General features: G+C 55.8%; 22 protein-coding genes. 11 read left to right on the forward strand and 11 right to left on the reverse strand.

Features of this window, described 5'->3' with window-relative positions; translation table 11 throughout:
• Positions 1-41: 41 nt before the first annotated feature.
• The 7 genes from DD586_RS00520 to DD586_RS00550 are packed head-to-tail and all read right to left on the reverse strand — an operon-like array spanning position 42 to position 7,612.
• Positions 42-1,589, reverse strand: coding sequence for an AMP-binding protein (locus DD586_RS00520; protein ID WP_012882855.1), 1,548 nt, complete (start codon positions 1,587-1,589; stop codon positions 42-44).
• Positions 1,570-3,138, reverse strand: a complete 1,569-nt coding sequence (locus DD586_RS00525; protein ID WP_012882856.1) for an AMP-binding protein — start codon at positions 3,136-3,138, stop codon at positions 1,570-1,572. Before DD586_RS00525 ends, DD586_RS00520 begins: the two co-directional genes overlap by 20 nt.
• Entirely contained in the window at positions 3,135-3,443 is a 309-nt protein-coding gene (locus DD586_RS00530) for an acyl carrier protein (RefSeq protein ID WP_012882857.1), read from the reverse strand. Before DD586_RS00530 ends, DD586_RS00525 begins: the two co-directional genes overlap by 4 nt.
• A 5-nt stretch (positions 3,444-3,448) precedes the next feature.
• The gene (locus tag DD586_RS00535; protein ID WP_012882858.1) at positions 3,449-5,032 is read right to left on the reverse strand and encodes a class I adenylate-forming enzyme family protein; all 1,584 of its coding nucleotides are present in this window, start codon (positions 5,030-5,032) and stop codon (positions 3,449-3,451) included.
• Between the two features lie 9 nt (positions 5,033-5,041).
• Positions 5,042-5,971: a hypothetical protein gene (locus DD586_RS00540; RefSeq protein WP_012882859.1), complete on the reverse strand. Its 930-nt coding sequence runs from the start codon at positions 5,969-5,971 to the stop codon at positions 5,042-5,044.
• Positions 5,968-7,308, reverse strand: coding sequence for a type III PLP-dependent enzyme (locus DD586_RS00545; RefSeq protein ID WP_012882860.1), 1,341 nt, complete (start codon positions 7,306-7,308; stop codon positions 5,968-5,970). The genes DD586_RS00540 and DD586_RS00545 overlap by 4 nt, the downstream gene beginning before the upstream one ends.
• Positions 7,301-7,612 (reverse strand): hypothetical protein, encoded by a 312-nt coding sequence (locus tag DD586_RS00550; RefSeq protein ID WP_012882861.1) that lies wholly within the window; start codon positions 7,610-7,612, stop codon positions 7,301-7,303. The genes DD586_RS00545 and DD586_RS00550 overlap by 8 nt, the downstream gene beginning before the upstream one ends.
• Before the next feature lie 643 nt (positions 7,613-8,255).
• On the opposite strand from DD586_RS00550, the gene DD586_RS00555 reads away from it, so the two are divergent.
• The gene (locus DD586_RS00555; RefSeq protein ID WP_012882862.1) at positions 8,256-9,008 is read left to right on the forward strand and encodes a helix-turn-helix transcriptional regulator; all 753 of its coding nucleotides are present in this window, start codon (positions 8,256-8,258) and stop codon (positions 9,006-9,008) included.
• On the opposite strand, the gene DD586_RS00560 is transcribed toward DD586_RS00555, so the two are convergent.
• Positions 8,974-9,612: an acyl-homoserine-lactone synthase gene (locus DD586_RS00560; protein ID WP_012882863.1), complete on the reverse strand. Its 639-nt coding sequence runs from the start codon at positions 9,610-9,612 to the stop codon at positions 8,974-8,976. The two genes, DD586_RS00555 and DD586_RS00560, sit on opposite strands and share 35 nt — an antisense overlap.
• A gap of 582 nt (positions 9,613-10,194) precedes the next feature.
• Between DD586_RS00560 and bhsA the strand changes: the two genes are divergently transcribed.
• On the forward strand, positions 10,195-10,440 hold the full coding sequence (gene bhsA / locus DD586_RS00565) for a multiple stress resistance protein BhsA (RefSeq protein ID WP_012882864.1): 246 nt from the start codon (positions 10,195-10,197) through the stop codon (positions 10,438-10,440).
• A 273-nt stretch (positions 10,441-10,713) separates the two neighbouring features.
• Here bhsA and DD586_RS00570 read toward each other — a convergent pair whose 3' ends face one another.
• The 3 genes from DD586_RS00570 to DD586_RS00580 all read right to left on the reverse strand — a co-directional run bounded on the left by DD586_RS00570 (position 10,714) and on the right by DD586_RS00580 (position 13,825).
• A complete protein-coding gene (locus DD586_RS00570; protein WP_012882865.1) occupies positions 10,714-11,577 on the reverse strand; it encodes a YicC/YloC family endoribonuclease in 864 nt (287 codons plus the stop codon).
• 129 nt (positions 11,578-11,706) lie between these two features.
• Positions 11,707-12,615: a LysR family transcriptional regulator gene (locus DD586_RS00575; RefSeq protein ID WP_012882866.1), complete on the reverse strand. Its 909-nt coding sequence runs from the start codon at positions 12,613-12,615 to the stop codon at positions 11,707-11,709.
• 127 nt (positions 12,616-12,742) lie between these two features.
• Positions 12,743-13,825, reverse strand: coding sequence for a dipeptidase (locus DD586_RS00580; RefSeq protein ID WP_012882867.1), 1,083 nt, complete (start codon positions 13,823-13,825; stop codon positions 12,743-12,745).
• A 200-nt stretch (positions 13,826-14,025) separates the two neighbouring features.
• On the opposite strand from DD586_RS00580, the gene DD586_RS00585 reads away from it, so the two are divergent.
• From DD586_RS00585 to DD586_RS00625, 9 genes are all read left to right on the forward strand, one after another.
• The gene (locus DD586_RS00585) at positions 14,026-15,621 is read left to right on the forward strand and encodes an ABC transporter substrate-binding protein (RefSeq protein ID WP_012882868.1); all 1,596 of its coding nucleotides are present in this window, start codon (positions 14,026-14,028) and stop codon (positions 15,619-15,621) included.
• A complete protein-coding gene (locus DD586_RS00590; protein ID WP_012882869.1) occupies positions 15,621-16,631 on the forward strand; it encodes an ABC transporter permease in 1,011 nt (336 codons plus the stop codon). Before DD586_RS00585 ends, DD586_RS00590 begins: the two co-directional genes overlap by 1 nt.
• Positions 16,628-17,530 carry a nickel transporter permease gene (nikC, locus tag DD586_RS00595; RefSeq protein WP_012882870.1) on the forward strand — a complete coding sequence of 301 codons (903 nt, stop codon included), beginning with the start codon at positions 16,628-16,630 and terminating at the stop codon, positions 17,528-17,530. The genes DD586_RS00590 and nikC overlap by 4 nt, the downstream gene beginning before the upstream one ends.
• Positions 17,531-18,361: an ABC transporter ATP-binding protein gene (locus DD586_RS00600; RefSeq protein WP_012882871.1), complete on the forward strand. Its 831-nt coding sequence runs from the start codon at positions 17,531-17,533 to the stop codon at positions 18,359-18,361.
• Between the two features lie 12 nt (positions 18,362-18,373).
• Positions 18,374-19,114 (forward strand): ABC transporter ATP-binding protein, encoded by a 741-nt coding sequence (locus DD586_RS00605; protein WP_012882872.1) that lies wholly within the window; start codon positions 18,374-18,376, stop codon positions 19,112-19,114.
• Positions 19,111-20,622: a serine hydrolase domain-containing protein gene (locus DD586_RS00610; protein ID WP_012882873.1), complete on the forward strand. Its 1,512-nt coding sequence runs from the start codon at positions 19,111-19,113 to the stop codon at positions 20,620-20,622. Before DD586_RS00605 ends, DD586_RS00610 begins: the two co-directional genes overlap by 4 nt.
• A 399-nt stretch (positions 20,623-21,021) precedes the next feature.
• Positions 21,022-21,507, forward strand: a complete 486-nt coding sequence (locus tag DD586_RS00615) for a hypothetical protein (protein WP_228669732.1) — start codon at positions 21,022-21,024, stop codon at positions 21,505-21,507.
• A gap of 124 nt (positions 21,508-21,631) precedes the next feature.
• Positions 21,632-22,396 (forward strand): hypothetical protein, encoded by a 765-nt coding sequence (locus DD586_RS00620; RefSeq protein ID WP_012882875.1) that lies wholly within the window; start codon positions 21,632-21,634, stop codon positions 22,394-22,396.
• Between the two features lie 18 nt (positions 22,397-22,414).
• The gene (locus DD586_RS00625) at positions 22,415-23,179 is read left to right on the forward strand and encodes a hypothetical protein (protein WP_012882876.1); all 765 of its coding nucleotides are present in this window, start codon (positions 22,415-22,417) and stop codon (positions 23,177-23,179) included.
• Positions 23,180-23,181 lie beyond the last annotated feature (2 nt).

Consider the following 23,181-nt stretch of genomic DNA (forward strand, 5'->3'; position numbering starts at 1 on the left):
CAACAGCGGTTTTTTTTTATGTCTGCTTGCAGGTCGTACCGCTATTTTGGTGAGCTATAGAGCGTCGTGCTATTGCCTTGCTCTGGTGGCACATCGGTTTCGCATTGCTGCATCAACGCCTGTCGATCGGTCTTGCCATGTAATGTCAGGGGAAACGGACCGGTGAAGCGGATAATGCGCGGCATCATGTAAGCGGGTAGCCGTTGCGCCAGAGAACGCCGAAGGCTATCGCGCCGTTCGCGGGTATCGGACAAGAGGTGGATGAATAACACCAGTTCGGTTACATGGTTATCCTGTTTTCGGACAACAACGACAGCTTGCTGTACATCGTCCAATTGGTTTGCCGCCGCTTCGATTTCACCGATTTCTATCCGGTTACCCATCCATTTTATCTGGCCATCATTGCGGCCTTTTACAAATAGATTTCCCTGTGCGTCCAGATAGCCGAGATCGCCAGTATGGTAACTACGTTGGCCTTGCCGCCAGCTAAAAAGGCGATTGCGCTGATCAGATTCCGGCAGGTAGCCAGGGCTGATTTGTGGGCCGAGAAGTACAACTTCACCGGCCATACCGACAGGTAGTGGTTCGCCAAGCTCACCTACAATCATTGCGTTGTTATGACCGTTAGTATGGCCGAGTGATAAAGGAGGTGTGGCGGGGAGGTCGTCTGGTGTCACACGTGCAGCATGTGTCATACAGGTTGCTTCGGTTGGACCATAGCAATGCAACAAGGTCGCTTGTGGAAAACGTTGATGCAGAGTTTGTACCAGTGGTGGCAACAACGCTTCCCCGCCAATGGCGATACATGTCAGATAGGGCAGCGTGAGTTGATTGAAACTTGGGTCTGAGCACATCACTTCAAGAAAACCCGGTGTGGAAAACCAACTGTCTATCTGTAATGCAGGTTGTGTTAGCAGTGAGAGGTTCTTACGTGGGCGGATATTATTGACGTGGTCCAGCATGACCAATGCTTTACCTGCCGCCAGTGTCAGGAAAATATCCATGATGCCCAGATCGAACGATAAGCAGGCATGATTCACATGTACGCCAAGTCGTTGTCCATGCAGTGTCGGTATTGCCCAACTTGCCAACGCATCGTAATTCCTATAACTGATTTTCACCCCCTTCGGCTCGCCGGTGCTGCCGGAGGTGGTCAAAATATAAAATATCTGTTCAGGTGCAGGCCTGACCGGCTGGGTAAGCGACGGGGTATCCGGCAGCGAGGCAGTAGTACAGAGCGGGATGGATAGCGGCGGTAACGCGGTGCGTGGCGGGCAGGCCAGCAATAGCAGGTTCGCCTGTGTCACCGCGACAATATGCGCGATACGGGCAGCTGGATTGGCGATATCGACAAAGGTGAACGTGATGGCCTCAAACGCGCAGGCCAGCATGGCGGCGGCGGCGTCCAGTTGCTTGTGGCCGTAAATCATCACGCAATGCGGTCGGTGCTGCTTTAGCGCCTGACGTATGGCTTCCACCCGCACGCCTAACTGCGCAAAGGTATAGCTGCCTTCATCGTTAACGATGGCGAGATGCTGTGGGTTCTCCCGTATCCGGGTTTGAATCGGATTAAGAACTGACGAAAACATAGCGTTTACCCTTATCAAGCGCCTGTTGCGCGATACGTTGGCGGTCTAGCTTGCTGTTGTGGTTGAGCGCGGCGTGGTCTACCGGATACCAAAATTTGGGCACCATATAGAGCGGAAAGTAGCGGCGTAAATAGTCCGCCAACGCCGGCAAAATATCTGGCTGACTGGACAAGATAAACGCCTGTAACCCTTGAGGCGTATTGTGTAATAGCCAAGGGGTGACAATCGCGTCCTGCACCTGTGGATGTTCACGCAGTGCATTTTCGATGTCGTCAAGGGCGATGCGGTAGCCCTGTATTTTTAACTCGCTATCTTCCCGACCGTGAAAATAGAGCAGGTTATGGCGTAGTGAGCCCAGGTCGCCGGTGCGATAGTGACGCGTGCCGTCGGGATGAACCACAAAGCGTGATGCCTGAATCGGCGATGCGTTCAGGTAGCCTTCGCTCACCGCCGGGCCGCTGATAACGATTTCTCCACGCTCGCTGTCCGCCGGAGCCTCAATGTGCACAATGACGCCCGGGCGCACATAGCCCAGCGGCAGCGGTGTATCGTCATTGAGCATATCGGGGGTGATGTCGCAGGCGGTAATGGCGACTGTGCACTCCGTCGGGCCGTAGGTATTGACGATGCGGCAACCGGGGAAGGTGCGCCATAGCGTGCTGACGACCTCTTTTGTCAGCACTTCACCGCAAAAGATAAAGGTTTTCAGGTGCGGCAGATTGTCCTGACAAAATGCCCGATCCCGCAGATAGTTGCGGGTGAGCGACGGTGTGCTCACCCAGGTCTGGATACCCGCATCGGCATGGCGGGCGATCATTTTGCGGGTATTGATGAAGTCGCGGTAATCCAGCACTGAAATTGGCTGGCGATAATGCCACGCCAGCCACAGCTCGTACTGGGCGACGTCAAAACAGTAACGAATATTGCCGCTGATTGCGCCGGATAGGGGAAAGGCCTCGACTGCCCAGCGAATGAAGTGCGCCAGATTGGCGTAACTCACCTGAATGCCTTTGGGTGCGCCGGTGGTACCGGAAGAAAACATAATGTAGGCGATGCCGCTGACGGCGTGTTGGCCGAACGCCTGCCCCATCTGATGGCAAAAATCAGCCAGTTGGGCGGCGGGCCGACGGGGTGTGGCGTCTGTAGCGTTATTGCCTGCTGTCAGTGACACCGTCAGCGTCGGGATATCACTCTGCAGCCCAGCCTGACTGGTGGCGTTGAGCAGCAACCCGGCCTGAATGCTGCTGGCGATAAAACGCAGGCGCTCGTCGGTGTTATCGGTTTCGACCGGGACCACCGGGTGGCCGGTTAATAGACAGGCCCACCAAGCTACCAGACAGGCCGGGTGCTTGTGCCCGTAGAGGATAACCGGTGCCGGTTGCGTGCGACCACTGGCGACATGATGTGCGCGCAGGTGTTCCGCCAGCGCCAGCGCGCCGAGGTACAACTGGTGGTAGGTCAGTTCACCTTCGATGTGATGGCAGGCTGGGGTGTGCACGCCATCGAAGCGCGCCAGCAGGGAGGTGAGGTATTGCCACGATGCGATCATACACAAGAGACGCCATGCTCCCGCTGTGAGTGAATGAAACGGCTGAGCGAATCGATGGTGCTGAGCTGCTGGCTATCGAGCGTTACCGGGTCTATCGATAATCCCTCGATCATCTCTTCCAGATACATCATCAGCTCGATGAAAATACCGCTCTCAAACCCTAAATCCCGCTCCAGATCGGTGTGCGGATGCAATTCCGACAGATCATCGGTTTCAAGCACCATACCGATCGCCGTGACGATCTTCTGGTAATAAAAATCCGGGTTGTAGTCGGTGGTGGCGGGGCAATCAGTATCATGTGACATCGCGGTTACTCCATCAAACCGGGTTGTGGGCAGGCGGCTACCGTTGTCCCTGCCATCAGTTGTTCCTGCAGCAAAGTCCGGTTGACCTTACCATTGTGATTCAGCGGTAATTGCGGCATCAGCAGGAAACGGTGCGGCACCATATACGACTCCATCTGGGTTTTGCTCCAGCGCGACAATGCCTTTTCGTTCAGATCACCACGGGTAACGACACAGGCGATGATTTCATCGCCGTAAATCGCATGCGGTATACCGACAACGGCTACCTGCACTACTTGCGGATGACGGTTGAGCACGGTTTCCACTTCTTTGGGCGCGACTTTCTCACCGCAGCTTTTCAGCATTTCGTCCCGACGGCCGATGAAATAGAGCAGGCCCTGCTCATCCAGCCGACAGATATCGCCGGTGTAGAGGACGTTTTCGCCCGGCAGCAGACCGGGACGCAGTTTCTCGGCACTCTTCTCGTCATTGCGCCAATAGCCGCACATCACGGTCGCGCCGCGGATCACCAGCTCGCCGGTGGCATTGCGGGTATGGCGCTGACCCTTGTCGTCCACCACCCACAGTTCGGTATTTGGAATCGCGATGCCGACGCTTTGCGGATGGGTGGCAAGGTACTCTGGTGGCAGATAGGTGCAGCGGTGGCACTCGGTCAGCCCGTACATCGAGTAGATGCGTGCGTGTGGAAAGATATGGCGTAATTGGTCGATATCGCCGGTATGCAGCGCGGCGGCAGTGTTGGTGACGGTACGAATCGAAGCGAAGTTGTAGCGCGAGGCCAGCGGTGCTATCAGACGCAGCATGGTCGGCACGATAGGCAGCACTGTCGCGCGCAGGGTGACCATACGTTGCAGCGCTAACAGGGGCCGGCGGAAATCCGGCTCCACGATTAACGTACACTGCGCCAGCGCAGACATAATGACCTGATATAACCCGTAGTCGAAGCTCATCGGAATGAACGACATGATGCGGTCATCGCCGCGCAGTTGCAGGTAACCGGCTACTGAGCTGGCGGCGGTAATCATATTGCGGCGGCTGAGCATCACCCCCTTGGGGTGACCGGTAGAACCGGACGTGTAGATAATACACGCCAGATCAAGGTCAATACCTGTAGCGAGCCGCTCGCACTCAACGGAGATGCGGTACGGTTCGTTCGCCAGTGCCGCAGCCACCTCGTGGCTAAAACAGACCCGGGTGTGGCGATTAAACTGCTGCCAGTGCTCACTGACCTGAGCGATGGTGATTTCATCGTTAAGGGCTGGGTCGGCTATCAGCAGGCGACATCCGGCGTTATCCACCAGCCAGCTGAGTTTACCGGCCTTGGTTTCCGGGTTCAGCGGAATGAAGATCGCGCCCAGATATTGCAACGCCCAGAAATAGAGCACGAACGTCAGTGAATTTGGCATGTAGACGATCACCCGGTCACCTTTCTCCACCCCTTTTTCCCGCAAATAATCCGCCAGTTGTCGGGCTTGCAGGCGCAACATAAACCAGCTGATTTCGCGATCGGTATCGATGACGGCGGTTTTATTGGCCGCTTCTTTGGCGGCCCGGTCAAGCCAGTGAGTCAGATGGGTAATGTTCGTCATGGAGCATCCTTAATGGGGACAGGAGGAGCGGGTGAACATTCCGGTGTGGTGCGGCTGATAACGCAACACACAGGTGGTGAGATGACGCGCTTCGGGTACCACCAGCAAGTAACGGTGACCCGGTTGTGCCTGTTGTTTCAGGTAGACAAAGGGGGCCGCACACAGTAATGACTCTGGCACGCTTACCCGTTGGCAGTGAGGAACGCCGCCTTGCAACGCCTCAATCAGCGCCGGGCTACCCAGTAGTGTTAGCGGCAGCGTCTCTTGCATCGGCAAGCGTGCGAGCAGGTGGCGCAGAGTCACCGTCAGGTCGCCGTTATCGGCGTAAGGCTGGCGATAGTAGCCTTCAAATACCAGTCCGCTGGCCTGCCCGGCTGGCCGTTTTTCTATCCGCATCAGGCAGCAGTTTTTCTGGGGTTGCAACTGTGCCAGTCGTTCGCTGGGATAAGGCGCGATATCCTGATCGGCAATCATCAACAAGGCCTCATGCCGGTCATCTTCGCAGGCCAGATAGTCATCGATGACGTGCAGGGCGAACAACGGAGCTGCCAGGCTGCGATCCGAAACGGAAAACCCGAACGCACGGTGAGCCTCGCACGCGTGGATCAGAGCGTTAGAGACGGCGCAGCCGAGATCGCTATCCGGGGTCCAGTGAGCGAATACCACCACATCAAGCGGCTGTAATGTATGACGCGCCTGCAATTCAGGTAACAGTGCTTGCATCATTGCGGTAAAGGAGTGACCGCTGTTTAGCCAGCGGTTCAGCACCGCGCTGTCCGGTTCCCGCATTTCGCCGTGGGAACGAAAAAAAGCCCGCAGGTAATCCGCCATCAGCTCCTGGCTCGGGTGCGGTGCCAGTGATGCGGCATCACTTTCAGGTGCACTTGCCGATGTAAACGTGCGCCAGACCAGATCATCTGGCTGGATACACAACGTCATGATGCCTCTCCGTGCCAGAGTTCGACAGGCTGTTGACGAGCCAGTAATTGTGCTGTGGTTTCTGGCTGGCGAATCTGAATCAGCCGGTGACCATCCACCATCACTTCCGCCGGGTAACCAAAGCTGAGGAACAAACCGGGTGAGGCGGTTAACCCATAAGCACCGGAATGGGCGATGCCGATCAGGTCGTTGACCGCCAGCGTCGGCAGCAGCACGTTGTCACCCAGCAGGTCGGTAGGGGTGCAAAGCGGTCCGCTGACCTGATAAGGCTGCACCGGCCGGGAGTGATTATCACCCAGCCGTAGTAGTGGGAAATTTTTACGCAGCATGCTGTTCAACCCTGCCGCCGCACTGTGGCAATTGGCACCGCCATCGCAAATGGCGAATGTTTTTCCACCGGCGGTTTTCAGGGTGTTGACCCGGGTCACGAACAGGCCCGCTTCCGCTACCAGATAGCGCCCCAGTTCAATAATGATTTGCGTGTTGGTAGCCTGGCGGCGGAAGTCCGCCACAATCGGCGCGATAGCGTCACCCAGCGCGGGCAGATCCAGCGGCGTTTCCTTGGGGAAATAAGGAACGCCAAAACCACCGCCGATATCGACAAAGTCCAGCGTTAATTGATATTGATCGCGCAGGTTTAGCGCCAATTGCAGAATATTTCGGGTGTTGTTGGCGATAGCCTGAGCGTTGAGAATACGCGTTCCCAGATAGACATGAAAACCGCGCACGGCAAGGGAAGGCCAGCGTGACAGACAGGTCAGCACGGTTTGCAACGTATCCAGCGTCATCCCGAACTGGGTGGGTTTTCCGCTCATCACCAGTCTGGCGTGTTCACTGCTAAAATTCGGGTTGATGCGTAGCGCCACCGTCTGCACGGTGCCAGCCTGTGCCGCCAATTGGTTGATGTTATCCAGTTCGGTGACGGATTCCGCCACAATCGCCCGGATACCGCAATCCATCGCATGCGACAGCGCCGCTAGCGACTTGCCCGGCCCGACATACAGAATGTGTTGCGGCAAAACCCCGGCTGCCAGCGCGGTATCCAGTTCCGCCGGTGAGCACACCTCGCACCCCGTCCCTTGCTCCACCAGCGTTTTCACCACCGACAGGTTCGGGTTCGCCTTCAGAGAATAGTACACCGCGGTGTCGGCTGGCAGTTGCTGATAGAGATGCTGAAGCTGGCGACGTAGCTGGCGGGCGCTGTAGACATAAAAAGGCGTGCCGACATGCCGGGCGATCGTCGCAACCGGTATCTCTTCTACATAGCCGTTGGCAAATAGACCATCGTTAGCAAACAGCGCGTCAGGCTGGGTGGCGGGGTGAGCAGGGTCAGCCATGATGAAGCCGCTCACGCAGGAAAGCTGTCAGACTGGTCAGATTCTGGAAGGCATCGAACACGCGGTCGTCTGTCAGATCAAACAGGTCGCCGGTCAGGTTGTAGGCCGTTTCGCAGTGATCGCTGAGTACGGCAATCAGGCTGACGATATTGATGGAATCCAGCAGCCCTTCGGCACCGAACAGGGCAGCGCCTTGAAAGATCTCGGTTATACGCCCTTTATCGATGCCGATCGCGGTGAGTTTATCACGCAGAAGGGTATGCAATGTGTCATCATCGTGATGAGTCACTACCGTATAATCCATTCTACTCCCCTTATCGTTGTTTTTTTGGGAGTATAACCAGCGTTGTCTTCGGGCGTTTTGTTTGAGATTGCATGCCCGTTGATGTATCGGGAGTTATGTCGTCAGTTAGGCGGCAAAAGGCCCATAATGTATTCTGATGGCAGTATTTCGCGGCGTTTACCGGTGATTTATGTCAGAAGCCTGCGGTGGGGAGAGAGTGGAATAAGAGTGATGGAATAACCGTGGCGGATAAAATGACCTTTCCCCCTCCTGCGAACGGTAACAGGAGAGAGAAGGGTTAAGAATAAAATAACACTATTGACCTGTCATACTTCAGATGACCAGCAAGACTGGCGACCATAATCATCTCCCGTTAGCGGCTTAACACCTACTGTTGGCGATGCGTCTGGTGGCTGCCTGATGGCAATCGAATTATTCTGGGTATAATTAATAGACTAACAAATATTTCCCTGGTGTGCGCCAAATTGGCTTTCCGATCGCTAATAGCGATCAGCGTTTTTTATTTTCATATTTGATGTTATTTTTTGAAAATTCTAAGGATTTTGTATCGGGAAAGATAGTTAGACTTAGGTATAGGTTGATACTATACTTTCGTGCCGTCATGATCAGATTGCACTGTCGTACACGATTTTGGGAGAGTTAGATGTCTATATCATTCTCTAACGTTGACTTCATTAATAGCACAATACAAAACTATCTTAACAGAAAGTTAAAGAGTTATGGCGACCTGAAATACGCCTATTTGATCATGAATAAGAAAAAGCCGACGGATGTGGTCATCATTTCTAATTATCCATCGGAATGGGTTGAAATTTATCGGAATAATAATTATCAACATATCGACCCGGTTATTTTGACGGCGATTAATAGAATATCACCTTTCTCCTGGGATGATGATTTGGTTATCAGCTCAAAATTAAAATTTTCCAGAATATTCAATCTCTCCAAAGAATACGACATTGTTAACGGTTATACCTTTGTGTTACATGACCCAGCTAATAATCTGGCTACATTGTCTTTCATGTTTGAAGAAAACCGCAGCGGAGAACTGGAAGAAATTGTCCAGAATAATAAAGAAAAACTGCAAATGCTGTTGATTTCCGCCCATGAGAAGCTCACCTCCCTTTACCGGGAGATGAGCAAAAACAGAAACAACAGCAAGTCGCAGGAACCTAATCTTTTCTCACAACGAGAAAATGAAATTCTCTACTGGGCAAGTATGGGAAAAACGTATCAGGAAATTGCACTTATTCTTGGTATTACCACCAGCACCGTTAAATTTCATATTGGTAATGTTGTCAAAAAGCTGGGTGTACTGAATGCCAAACATGCTATCCGGCTTGGGGTCGAAATGAACCTGATCAAGCCAGTGGAACCAGTAAAGGCAAGGTCTTAAGCTGCTCGGACTCGGCCTGTGTCATTTGGGTAATTCGCTCAATCAGCGCGTGTCGGCTGTCGTCATCTGTGGGCAGATGCAGCAAATAAATGCGCTCCTGTTTTTCCGAGAGCCCTTGCTGAATGATGGAAATGCGCCAGCCTGAACGTTTTAACAAGGTCAACATCGGGTGGCTGACAATAGTGAGGATGCCGTCGTAGTGGTATTTTCTGGCATAATTAATCATAGCGAGGAATAACGTCAGACATGCCGGATTACGAGTACCAATTAAATTTCTTACCCGATCGCGATCAACAAAAAAACGGCTGGATTCAATATAATTCCCTTCGGGGATCTTGAGGTTATCGAAATAAGAGTAAAACGTACCGGTAATCATATTGGGGTATTTTATTTCTATAAACCGGACGCTACAAATCACCTTTCCCTCCTTGACGCCTAAAAGGTAGGTGGTGTGCTCATTATCATACTCGTCGAACTCCATTCCATTAATACAGTTGACGGCCCAGTCAAGACGGTCCTTAAATGTATCTTTGCGTAGTGTAAACACCTCATCCAGCTTGTTATTTGACATTAAGCTAAAACTCACATCAAATATTTCTAACATATTTCCCCCTGTCCTTAACTTCATGTCTTTTTTTCGCAGAAACTCACCTTGTGGGGAGATATTTTAACGTTTTTATTGCTTGATTTTCCAGCGTGATTATTTGATGTCATTTAAGGGAAACTGATTTTAATTAGTTGACATATTATTTCCCTATCCACTTTTGTGGCGTATGCCAGAAGTGAGATAACTCCCGCAGGGAGCGTGATAATATCCATCCCACAAATAATAATATTTGGAATAATATGCAGGCGTATTGAACAACGCCATGTGTTGTCTCTCCAGCACGTGCCTTATGAACGATGATGAATAGCGTAGCGAACTCGTCGGTAGGGTGGTGCTTATTCTGTGCCTGGGTTCCCAGCCCATGTGCCCGGCAGATTTTCTTTGTCTCCCCCACATACTCAAAAAAACATCCAATCAGATGCGCAGTAATCGACTGAATACACTGCGGTTTCATATTTCTGACATAGGAGTGTGATATGGATCGCACTTTTTGTGAAGTTGGGTATAGTTACCATAGTGATAATTGACTTGTCATTTACGAACACTCTTAACAACGAAGACGTAAAAAAGGAAACTATCATGAACATGAAAACTGTCTTTACTGCCATCGCATTGAGCACCCTGTCCGTCGGCGCTTTTGCTGCAACTGAAATCCAGTACCCGCAGGGTCAGGAAGTCGGCAGCATCTCCGCCAGTGCCAACACGCTCGATAGCCTGCAGGCTAAACTGGCTGCCAAAGCGGATGCCGCTGGCGCTAAATCATTCCAGATCACGTCCGTTCAGGGTGACGACACGCTGCACGGCAACGCGGTTCTGTATAAATAATGTGATTGACGAGGTGGGAAGGGCTCGCTCTTCCCATCCTCACCTGCTGTGATAACCCCCTCCCCTCTTCTGTGTTTATTTTTTAGGTTTTTATTAACCGGGCTCTGCCCGGTTTTTTTATGGCTGATGGGGGGTATGAGAGGGTCGGAGTCCCTGAAGTATCGGAAAGCTGTTGTAAAACATTGATATTTATTTGGGTTTTATGACATCAAAAAAGCCCGCTATGCGGCGGGCTTATTGGTTTTTTGATGGTGGGTGATGCGTTGTGAGGTGTTACTCAATATTCTGAATCTGTTCCCGCATCTGCTCAATCAGCACTTTCAGTTCGATGGCGGAGGCGGTGACGTCGGCGTTGATGGATTTGGAACCCAGCGTGTTCGATTCGCGGTTGAATTCCTGCATCATAAAGTCCAGACGGCGGCCGACGGCTTCCTGCTTGTTGAGGATTTTGTAGGTTTCCCGCACGTGGGCTTCCAGCCGGTCGAGTTCTTCGGCCACGTCGATGCGTTGCGCCATCAGCACCAGCTCTTGTTCCAGCCGGTTGCCGTCGAGCTGCACCTGCGCTTCTTCCAGCTTGCTTTGCAGTTTTTCCCGTTGCCACTGCAGAATGTTCGGCATGTGGGCGCGGACTTTGGCGACTTCGGCGCTGACGCCGACCAGGCGCTGTTCAATCAACGCTTTGAGCGCGTTGCCTTCGCTTTCGCGCGCGAGGATAAAGTCGTCCAGCGCGGCTTCCAGCGCCTGCATCAGCTCCGTGCTGATGACGTCCAGATCCTGCTCCTGTGCCGACATCACTCCCGGCCAGCGCAGGACGTCGAGTGGGTTGACCTCGCCTTCGTCACTTTGCATTTTCACCCAGTTCGCCGCTGCGACCAGCTGTTTGGCCAGCGGCTCGTTGAGGATCAGTTGCCCCTGTGAACGTGGGTCCAGTTCAAAACGCAGGCCACACTCAATTTTGCCTCGGGTCAGACGGTTGCGGATGCGTTCGCGGATTACCGGCTCCAGGCTTCGGAATTGTTCGGGTAAACGGATGTAGGTTTCCAGATAACGCTGGTTTACGGAGCGCAGCTCCCAAGCGGCGCTGCCCCATTCACCCTTGATTTCTCGCCGGGCGTAAGCGGTCATGCTACGAATCATCGGTGCATACCTGTTAAGAAGTGATGGGGTAATTATAACGGGCGCTTTACTAAAAGCGACAGCGGTAACGGGCTGACAAATCACGGCTTCCGGCCGGGCAGTGCCGTGGCCGGAAACGTAAGGAGGGAATCAGGCGGCGTCCAGCAGCGGCTGGCACTGGCTGGCGAGTTCACGGCACTTACTTTTCAGCACCTGTTTGAGTTGCAGGATTTCGCGAGATTGCGGGATATCGCGGCGGCTTATCAGCATCACTTCGAACGGCAGTGGCTGGCTGATGGGCACGATTTTGAGCTGGTCGGCGTAACGACGGGCGGTGAACAGGTCGACAATACCGGTGCCGCCACCTGCCAGTACCATGTCGGCGATCACCGAATAGGTTTTGATGTACAGCGACGCGGCGGGTTTAAGGCGGCGATCATGCAGTGCGCGATGTACCACCTGGCCCAGCGGGTCTTGCTGTTGCATCATCAACAGGTTGTTATGGCACAGCCATTCCAGCGATACCGGCCCTTGTTGCGGGCTGTCTTTCGGCAGGATCGCCACCATACGTGACTGGCACAGCGGTTCGGCCAGTAAATCTGGCGGCACCTGCTGGCCGAACACCAGCGCCAGGTCGAGCTGGTGCTGCTGAATGTTCTGGCACAGGGTGCTGAAGTGCTCGGTGACCAGCTCGATGTTCATGAGCGGCACCTGCTGCTGGAACTCGACCATCGCCGGGGCGACAATCATCTGGCCGAAGGCGTGAGCCGCACCGAGCCGCATGGTTTCGCACTGGCCTTTGCGAATGTTCTCGGTCAGGCGGGAAATCGCCTGCAACTGGCTGTAGAGCTGTTCTATCTCCGGCATCAGCCGTTGCCCTTCCACCGTGGGCACTAAGCCTTGCGAACGCCGTTCGAACAGCGCGAATCCTAATTGCTGTTCGGCGTGATTCAGCACCCGGCTGACGTTGGGTTGGGAAACGTTGAGTAGCCGTGCTGCACCGCTGATGGTGCCGGCCTGAACGATCGCCTGAAAGACTTCGATGTGGCGTAAACGCATAACCTGAGTCCTGTGTATGGTGTGTTCCCGACCGGCCCGATGGAGCACGATCCAACGTATAAACAAGCAAAATTCACGCCAGATAATTGAAAAACGCGGTGCAACCGCTGTAAGCCGCGCCCGCTGGCTATTCGCCCCAGGTGGCTTCCAGCACGCGCAACCAGTTGCCGTAACAGATTTTCTCCAGAAGAGTGCGTGAGTAGCCCCGCCCGGCCAGTGCTTGCACCAAAATGGGGAAACCGGCCACATCCTTCATGTCTCCGGGGATGGTGGTGCCATCCAGATCAGAACCGAAGCCGACGCCATTTTCTCCCAGTTTTTCCAGCAGATACTCCACATGACGGACGATCTCCTGCACCGTAGCTGCCGGGTCTTTACGGCCGTCGGCACGCAGGAAGGAGGTACCAAAATTGACGCCGACAAACCCGTCGCGTTCGCGAATCGCCGCCAGTTGGCTGTCCGTCAGGTTGCGCGACTGGGCGCACAAGGCGTGGGCATTGGAGTGGCTGGCTACCAATGGTGCATCGGAAACCGCCGCCGTTTGCCAGAAGCCTTTTTCATCCATGTGGGAGAGGTCCACCAGAATGCGTTTGGCGTTGCAGGCGCGTACCAGTCGCAGCCCGGCGTCGGTCAGGCCGTCACCGGTATTCGGGGAGGAAGGAAAGCGAAAGGGCACTCCCTGACCGAAGATATTCGGTCGGCTCCACAATGGCCCCAAGCTGCGCAGCCCGGCGGCATAAAGAATATCCAGCAGATCCAGGTCGGCATCCAGCATCTCGGCACCTTCAATGTGCATCACGGCGGCCACCACGCCTTCTGCCATGCAGCGGCGGATATCCGCCACGCTGCGGCAGACTCGCAGTTGCCCGCCAGACGCCGCTTCAAGACGTATCAGAGTGGAGAGCATCCAGAAGCTGATGTCACGCGCCTGCGCCATCGATGGAGTCGTTAATGAAACGTTACCATCTGGTATGGATGTTGCATCACCATTGGCAGAAGGAACGTAGGTGGCGAACAGGCCGCCAGCGAATCCGCCCTGCCGGATCCGGGGCAGGTCAATGTGACCTTGCGACGGCCCGTTCAGAAAGGCATCGGTCGGATTATCGCGATGAAGCCGCCACAGACGTGATAACACGTCGTTGTGACCATCAAAGACAGGGAGTGCGGCGTGCTGCTCAAGCGGCTTGTCTGACACAGGCGAATCTGACATGGATGAAGTACCGATACTGGATTGAAGGAAAATGATTTTCTGAGATGGAACCTGATGTGCACCTTCCTGGTGCAGGTCATTCAGGCGGAGAAATTTTGTTCGCCGCGTCACCATTTAAGCCAGCGCCCGTGATGTCTGTCAAGCCGCAAAAAGAAAAAATATCTTTTTTTGTATTTTAAAATCAGACACTTGGGGGATTAATGGTTACCAGAAGACGTTTTCTTGCCGGTTGCGCTACCGTACCTTTCCTGTCCTGGCTTAATGTGAACACCGCGTTCGCCGATACGCCGCCATCCATGCTGGTGATGGCGATGCAGCTTGATAACATGACCAGCCTTGACCCGCAGGAAGGGTTCGAGGCGGTGGGAACTGAAATTATCGGCAATCTGTACCAGCGTCTGGTGATGCCGAATCCGACCAACCCGCAAGAGGTGATTGGCGATTTGGCTGTCAGCTGGGAAGTGGCCAACGACAGCAAGACTTTTACTTTTCACCTCAACCCAAAGGCCCAATTCGCTGATGGCTCGCCGGTGACCGCCGCCGATGCGGCCTTTTCGCTGCAACGTGCGGTGAAGCTGGATAAAAGCCCGGCGTTCATCATCAACCAGTTCGGTTTTACCAAAGATAATGTGGAGCAGCACATTACCGCGCCGGATGACAGCACGCTGGTGATAAGCCTTGATAAACCGGCGGCGGAAACCTTCCTGTTGTATTGCCTGTCGGCCCCGGTGGGCAGCATAGTGCAGAAAAAAGCCGCACTGGCGAATCAGCAAAATGACGATCTGGGCAACCAGTGGCTGAAGCAGAATAGCGCCGGTTCCGGCCCGTTCTCACTGGTGAGCTGGAAGGCCAGCGAAAGCATCATTTTGCAGAAAAACGATCACTTCCCGGCGAACAACGCCTTCAAACGGGTGCTGATTAAACACATTGTTGACCCGTCCGCCCAGTTGCTGATGTTGCAAAAAGGGGACGTGGATATCGCCCGCAACCTGACCACCGAGCAGATCCGTCCGTTGGTGAACGACAGCAACTACCATTTGGTGCGCGAGAGCATCGCCAGCGTGATGTTGCTGTCTTGCAATACCGCCAACGAGTTCCTGAAAAAGCCGCAGGTATGGCAGGCTATCAAGTGGGCGCTGGACTACGACAGCATCCAGAAAAACATTCTGCCGCTCACGCACAAGGTTCATCAGAGCTTCCTGCCGGGCGGCTTCCCGGCGGCGCTGGACGATAACCCGTTCCACCTGGATGTCGCCAAAGCCAAAGCGTTGCTGAAAGACGCCGGTTATCCCGATGGTTTTGACATTACCCTGGATCACTACTCCGCGCAGCCGTACCCGGATATCGCGCAGGCAATCCAGACCCAGTTGGGCGCTATCGGCATCCGCGTGAAACTGATCGCGGCGGAAAACCGTCAGGTACTGACCAAAATGCGCGCCCGCCAGCAGCAACTGGCGCTGACAGCGTGGGGGGCCGACTATTTTGACCCGAACTCCAACGCCGAAGCGTTTTGCATCAACACCGACAACAGCGATGGTGCGCGCAACCGAACGCTGGCGTGGCGTTGCAACTGGTCGGATGAAAAATTCAATCAGTTGACCGAGCAGGCGCTGCATGAGCAGGACCCGGCCAAACGCATCGCGCTGTACGAAACCCTGCAACGTAACCACCGTGAGCAGAGCCCGTTCACACTGATGATGCAGGATGAGAAAACGCTGGCCTGTCGCAAGAACCTCAGCGACGTCACTATGACGGTCTTAAGCAAGGTGCCTTACCAGCAGGTGAAGAAAGCCTGATGCAGATACTGATTCGTTTTTGCAGTACGCTCGGCAGCCTGTTGTTGACCCTGTTGGGGCTTTCGGTACTGACCTTTTTCATCGGTCGGATTATGCCGACCGACCCGGTGCTTGCCGCCGTTGGGGACAATGCCCCGCAGGCGGTGGTGGAGCGGGTGCGTCAGGAAATGGGGCTGGATCAGCCCCTGTGGGTGCAATACGGTCACTACCTGAATCAACTGCTGCACGGCGATTTAGGTCGTTCGGTCCTGACCTCTAACCCAGTCACCACCGATATTGCTCGTTATTTCCCTGCCACGCTGGAACTGGCGACCGCGGCGATCATCGTCGCGGCGCTGGTCGGCATTCCGCTTGGGGTGTGGGCGGCGGTGCGCCAGGGGCGCTGGGTCGATCAGGTGATTCGCGTCATCTGTCTGGCGGGCCATTCACTGCCGGTGTTTGTGCTGGCGTTACTCAGCCTGCTGGTTTTCTATGCGGTGCTGGGCATTGCGCCGGGGCCGGGGCGGCAGGACATCCTCTTTCAGGATATGGTGCCGCATGTGACCGGGTTGCTGACGGTAGATTCGCTACTGGCGGGTGACTATGACGCACTGCGTGACGCGCTGGCGCACATGGTGCAGCCGGTGCTGATTCTGGCGTATTTCAGCATGGCGTATATCACCCGTATGACCCGTACCTTCATGCTGAATGCGCTTAGCGGCGAGTTTGTGATCACCGCCCGCGCCAAAGGACTATCGTCCCGTCGGGTGGTCTGGCGGCACGCGTTTCCCACGGTTGCGGTACAGCTGGTCACCGTACTGGCGTTGACCTACGCCGGGCTGCTCGAAGGCGCGGTGGTGACAGAAAACGTCTTCTCCTGGCCGGGGCTGGGCCAATACCTCACCACCGCATTGCTCAACGCAGACATGAACCCGGTGGTGGGTGCCACGTTGCTGGTAGGCGCAGTCTATGTGCTGCTGAACCTGCTGGCTGACATTTTCTATCGACTTTTGGATCCCCGCGTAACATGAGTTTTTTGGTCTCACGAGCCTGGTTGCTCGACGAAACGCCCGCCACGCGCCGTCAGGCGGTGTGGGGGCAGCGTTACCGCCTGTGGCTGGGGTTTCGCACCAATCCGCTGGCGGTGATAGGGTTGATTATCATTGCGGTGGTGATGCTGCTGGCACTGGTGGCCCCCTGGCTGGCCCCTTACGACCCCGGTTTTCAGAACCTGTCTAACCGGTTGGCCGCACCGTCTGCGGCGCACTGGTTCGGCACCGATGAACTGGGGCGTGATGTGTTCAGCCGTATTGTCTACGGCGGGCGTACCACGCTGGGTATGGTGCTTGCGGTGGTGGCGCTGACTGCACCCATCGGCCTGCTGGTTGGCTGTATCGCCGGTTATGCTGGTGGGTGGCTGGATAAAATCCTGATGCGGTTGACTGATATCTTTCTGGCCTTTCCTCGACTGGTGCTGGCGCTGGCGTTTGTCGCAGCGCTGAAGCCGGGAGTGGAAAGCGCCATTCTGGCGATTGCGCTGACCGCCTGGCCGCCGTATGCCCGGCTGGCGCGAGCGGAAACGCTGCAATTCCGTCATACCGATTTTATCGCCGCCAGCCGCCTGACCGGTGCTGCGCCGCTGCGCATCATTCTGCGTCACATCATGCCGTTGTGTGTGCCGAGCCTGATTGTGCGGGTGACGCTGGACATGAGCTCCATCATCATCACCGCCGCCAGCCTGGGCTTTCTTGGCATGGGGGCACAGCCGCCGTCACCGGAGTGGGGCACGATGATCGCCACCGCGCGTCGTTTCCTGTTCAACGCCTGGTGGGTGCCGCTGGTGCCTTGCGTCGCCATTTTCCTGACCTCGCTGGCCTTCAACTTTTTGGGTGATGGCCTGCGTGATGTGCTGGACCCGAAGGAGCGCTAAATGCTGGTGGAAATTGAGAATCTCCGTATCGCGTTTGCCAACCGGACGGAAACGTTTGAGGCGGTACGTGGCGTTAGCTTCAGCGTTGGTAAGGAAAAATTCGCTATCGTCGGTGAAAGCGGTTCCGGTAAGTCGCTGACGGCCCGTAGCCTGATGCAACTGCTGCCGGGCAGCGCCCGTGTTCAGGCCGACAAACTGAGTTTTGACGGTATCGACCTGCGCGGTGCCAGTGAAAAAACGCTACGCCAGATCCGTGGCAAGCGGGTCGGTTTTATCCTGCAAGACCCGAAATATTCGCTGAACCCGGTAATGACCATCGGCCAGCAGGTGGCGGAAGCCTGGCGCGAGCACAAAGGCGGTAGCCGCCGTGCGGCGATGGAGGCGGCCATCGACCTGTTGGATCAGGTGCGCATTCGCGACCCGCAGCGGGTGGCGGGGCGTTATCCGCATGAGGTGTCGGGCGGTATGGGGCAACGGGTGATGATCGCCATGATGCTGGCACCGGACCCGGAATTACTGATTGCCGATGAACCGACCTCGGCGCTGGATGCTACCGTGCAGGCGGAGATCCTCTGCCTGATTGACGATCTGGTTTCGCAACGTGGTATGGGGCTTATCCTGATCAGTCACGATCTGCCGCTGGTGTCGCACTTTTGTGATCGCGTCGCGGTGATGTACGCCGGGCGGATCGTCGAACTGCTGCGTGCCAGCGAACTGTTACAGGCGCAGCACCCGTATACACAAGGGTTGCTGGCTTGCCTGCCGTCGTTGAAACACCCGCGCGCCCGGCTGCCGGTGCTGCAACGCGACCCGGCCTGGAGGAATGCGTGATGGGGAAAATGCATGATTAACGTAGAAAACCTGCGCATTGCCTTCGGTAACCTCGAGGTGGTGAAAGGGGTGTCCTTCGCGCTGGAGAGCGGCGACAGTTTCGGGATGGTGGGCGAAAGTGGTTCCGGCAAATCCACCATTTTACGTGCGCTGGCCGGGCTCAATACCCACTGGCAAGGGCGCATCGAGTTTGGCGGTATGGCGCAATTAGCCCGACGGGATCGCAGTTTTTTCCGGCAGGTGCAGATGGTGTTTCAGGATCCGTATGGATCACTGCATCCACGCCAGACTATCGATCGTATTTTGCATGAGCCGCTGCTGGTGCACCGCTTCGATCGTGCCGAACAGCGTATCACCCAGGCGCTGGATGAAGTCGGCCTGCCTGCCGCGGCGCGTTTTCGTTTTCCCCATCAGCTTTCCGGCGGCCAGCGCCAGCGGGTGGCGATTGCCCGCGCACTGATCGCCGAGCCGGAAGTGCTATTGCTGGATGAGCCGACCTCGGCGCTGGATGTCTCGGTACAGGCGGAAATCCTCAACCTGCTGACAGACCTGCGTCAGGCGCGTAGGCTGACCTATATCATGGTCAGCCACAATCTGGCGGTGGTGTCGCATTTGTGCCAGCGCGTCGGCGTGATGCAGCATGGCGAAATGGTGGAACAGCTCAGTGTGGAAGACTTGCGGGCGCGTAACCTGCATCACCCCCACACGGCGGAACTGTACGATTTAAGCATGACGCTGGAGGAACCGGCATGACATTACACTGGCAGCGCGCCATTGATGAAGCGAAGGCGATCACACAATCCTGGCATCAACCCGGTGAGCCGGGCGGTGCTATCACATTATTCGATAGTGAACAGATCCGGGCTGCCTGTTGCGGTGGGTTGGCGGATTTGGCGCAGAACACCCCGTTTACCCCCCAGAGCGTGGTACGTTTCGCCTCAGTCACCAAGCACCTGTTTGCTTCACTGGTGACGGGGGCGGCCAGTCAGGCACTGGCGTTGACGGACCGTCTCGAGAGGCATCTGCCGCAACTGACTGGCGAAAACGGTCAGGTGACGGTCGGGCAGGCGCTGGATATGACATCCGGCCTGCCGGATGTGCGCGAAAGCCTGTCGCTGCTGGGGCTATCGGTGTACAACGCCACCTCGGCTGACAGCCTGCTGGCGTTTCTGGCGGAGAACGGCGAGCTGAACTACCCGGCGGGCAGTGAGATCTCCTATACCAACACCGGCTACCGGCTGGTGGAAGAAGCGTTGAAAGCCAAGGGCATTTATTTTGCCGACCTGCTGCGCCAGCACATCAACCAGCCGTTGGGGATTGCCCTCAGCGCGCCAGAAACCTGGTTTGATATCGTCCCCGGACTGGTGCCGGGCTACTGGCGAGCGCCGCAGGGCTGGCAGTTATCCTGCGCCGGGTTGCATCTGTCCACCTCGGGTTGTGTCACCGGTAGCGTGCATGACCTGACCGTCTGGCTGCAAGCGTTGTTAATGAATCAGGGGCCGGGTGAAGGCGTGCTGGCACGATTGTCCCAGCCGCGCTACCTGCGTGATGGCCGCGTGACCGGTTACGGGCTCGGTGTGGCGCACAGCCGCATTGGGTCGGCACAACTGGTAGGGCACGGCGGCTCCCATGCCGGTTACAAGAGTTACTTCCTGCTCGACCCGGTATCACAGGCGGGGGTCGCGCTGGTCGCTAATCGCGAAGATGTCGCTACCTACGACAGTGTGCTACGGGTGATGTCGGCGCTGCTGGGCCAGCCACTGCCCACGCGCGGCCATGACCTGACGCCGGGGCTGTATGTTGCAGAGCAGGGCGGGCACTGGCTGGAGGTGAAAGGCCCAGGCGCCTGCTGGCTGGGGGCGACGGAAACGCTGTATCGCGGCGAAGAGCCAAATGTAGCGGTGTCATTGTCCAGCCATCTGCCAATGAAATTACGGCAGGACGGCATGGCGATAGCCGGAGAAATCGGCCACGCACCGTGTCGTTTCTGGCCGGTGGAAGCTGACGATAGCGTGGCGCGGCTGCAAGGCCGCTGGTACTGGCCGGACACCCGTAGCGAACTGGTGATCGACGGTGACCGTATCGTGATGGGGCTCGGTCCGGCGGCGATAGCCGGTTCTCTGCAACCGCTCGGTAACGGCCGTGCACTGGCGACCGTGCAAGACGGGCCGTGGGAAAAACGGTTCTCGGTGTTGATACAAGACGGCTACCTGACGCTGTTACTGAATCGCAGCCGGGTGGTGCGGTATCAGCGCGGGTGACAGCAGTCACACAACCCATCATTATCATTAGCGGAATCGCTAATTCATAAATAAATTTAAAGTTTACATTGTTCTGGTCGTTAACCTCTTCAGTGTTTTATTGCTGATGACGTAGAGCCTATCCCAGTAGGCGTTATTGGCGTAGCCAGTTTGGACACGGACAGCGCGGAGAACCCGCAGCGTACACGGAGTACGTGAGGAGTTCGAGCACTGCCCAGGGCCAAAATGGCAAGTGAAATAGCCCTAATGGGATAGGCTCTTAAAGGGACTTTGCGTGAGCTGAGGTGTTCTTCACGGAAGACAAGGGCTGCAAAGTGACCGGGAAGGATTTACAGCACCTGCTGTAGACCGGACAGAGCAGGCGTGAGTGCTGCTCTGTGACAGAAATAATGTCAACACATGGAAACTATTAATATGTTAAGCAAAAAAAATATCCTGGGTGCCGCAATGACGGCGGTAATGATGTCTGCGGCGGGTGCTGCGTATGCAGGGCCTGCGGTGAGCATTACGTTTAAGAACTTGAGTGATGAAATCGCAACCTATAAGCCGATTACCACTAATGAAATTAGCACCAATGCTATTGCTACCCCAAAGCCTACGACTCAAGTAGCAGCTAAGAATTCGATTACTTATACCGTACAAAACACAATCAGCCCTGACGCTAACGCTGCTGTGGTGCGCTATACCATCGGTGGAAAGACCTGCGTATTTAGTACCACCTTTCTCAACACCATCGTGCCGGGCAGCGCGTTAACCGGCAAAATTCTGAAGTCGCCGAAGTGGACCAAGAATGCTGAAGCGAGTGGTGGGGCGGTATGTAATGCCACTATTACCTCACAAAGCCTTTCTACCTATGCGTGGAGCGTTGAGTTCACGATGAAGTAATCCCCATCTGGCGTTGCCTTTCTCCCCTGATGCGTATAGCGGAGAGGGGCAACCCTATCCTGCCGATAATATCAAGCCAGGAGCCTGATGAAACGACACCTTGCGTTATTAACAGGAGCAGATTATGACCAATATTAATACCTTGAATTCCTCCTCTGCCTATAGTGAGGCGGCGTCGCTGACGCGTTCATCAACAGCGGCACAGCCTGCTACCGCCAGCACCGTGGCAGACGCCGCGCAGGCAACCGGTAGCGGTGGTGTGCAACTCTCCGACATGGCGCGGTTACTGAGTGAGGCGGCGACACGTGCTGCGGCTCGCGATGCCAGCACGGACCGTAGTGGGCTGAAGGCGATAGCGGATGCGACTATCGAAAAACTGCTGGGGCCCGGTTATAACCAGAACAAGGCCGCCTACGATGCCGAAGTGCCGGACTCAACGGACCCGCAGCGGCTGGCGCAGGCTACACAGGCGACTGATTTTTTGAACGGTAAAGGGACGAACCCGTTCAAGGGGATGTCACGCGACCAGCTGGCGCTGATCACCTACGACGACAGCGGCGCGTTTACCGTCAATGAGCGTCGGGCTGCCTGGGAAGAAGCATATGATCAACATGCGAGTTGGTCACGTGAAGTATCAGCCAGGATAATGGAAGAATATGAGCGCAAAGGCCGGGTATCGTCCAGCACCTATCAGTCGATTCTGGATCACTACCAGTCGCTGCCAGCGATAGAAGAAGCGCAGTTGCCGGATGGTTACGCGTCGCAACTGATGACGCTGATCCAGCAAGGTGGCAGTGATGATGCCCTGACTCGCCAGCAGGAGGCGCTGCGCCCGTTACTGAATGCCCTGACACTGCGGGCCGAGCAGGCGCAAGCAGCCCAGTCCTGACAGGTGATAAGAACAACGATGGCTAACATCAATACTCTGAATTCGTCCTCTGCCTATAGTGAGGCGGCGTCGCTGACGCGTTCATCAACAGCGGCACAGCCTGCTACCGCCAGCACCGTGACAGACGCCGCGCAGGCAACCCCTAGCGGTGGTGTGCAACTCTCCGGCATGGCGCGGTTACTGAGTGAAGCGGCGACACGTGCCGCGGCTCGCGATGCCAGCACGGACCGGCAAGGGCTGGCAGCGATAGCGGATGCGACTATCGAAAAACTGCTGGGGCCCGGTTATAACCAGAACAAGGCCGCCTACGATGCCGAAGTACCGGATTCAACGGACCCGCAGCGGCTGGCGCAGGCCACACAGGCGACTGATTTTTTGAACGGTAAAGGGACGAACCCGTTCAAGGGGATGTCACGCGACCAACTGGCGCTGATCACCTACGACGACAGCGGCGCATTTACCGTCAATGAACGTCGGGCTGCCTGGAAAGAATCTAATGCCCAACATCAAGAATGGAAACGTGCTGTCGTGGCTAGGATGAATGAGGAGTACGAGCGCAAAGGCCGGGTATCAGGCAGCACCTATCAGTCGATTCTGGATCACTACCAGTCGCTGCCAGCGATAGAAGAAGCGCAGTTGCCGGATGGTTACGCATCGCAACTGATGACGCAGATCCAGCAAGGCGGCAGTGATGATACCCTGACCCGCCAGCAGGAGGCACTGCGCCCGTTACTGAATGCCCTGACGCTGCGGGCCGAGCAGGCGCAGACCACATCCAGATGACA

Origin of the sequence: Dickeya parazeae Ech586 (genome assembly GCF_000025065.1) — a bacterium.
In the GTDB taxonomy this organism is placed as follows: Bacteria; Pseudomonadota; Gammaproteobacteria; order Enterobacterales; family Enterobacteriaceae; genus Dickeya; species Dickeya zeae.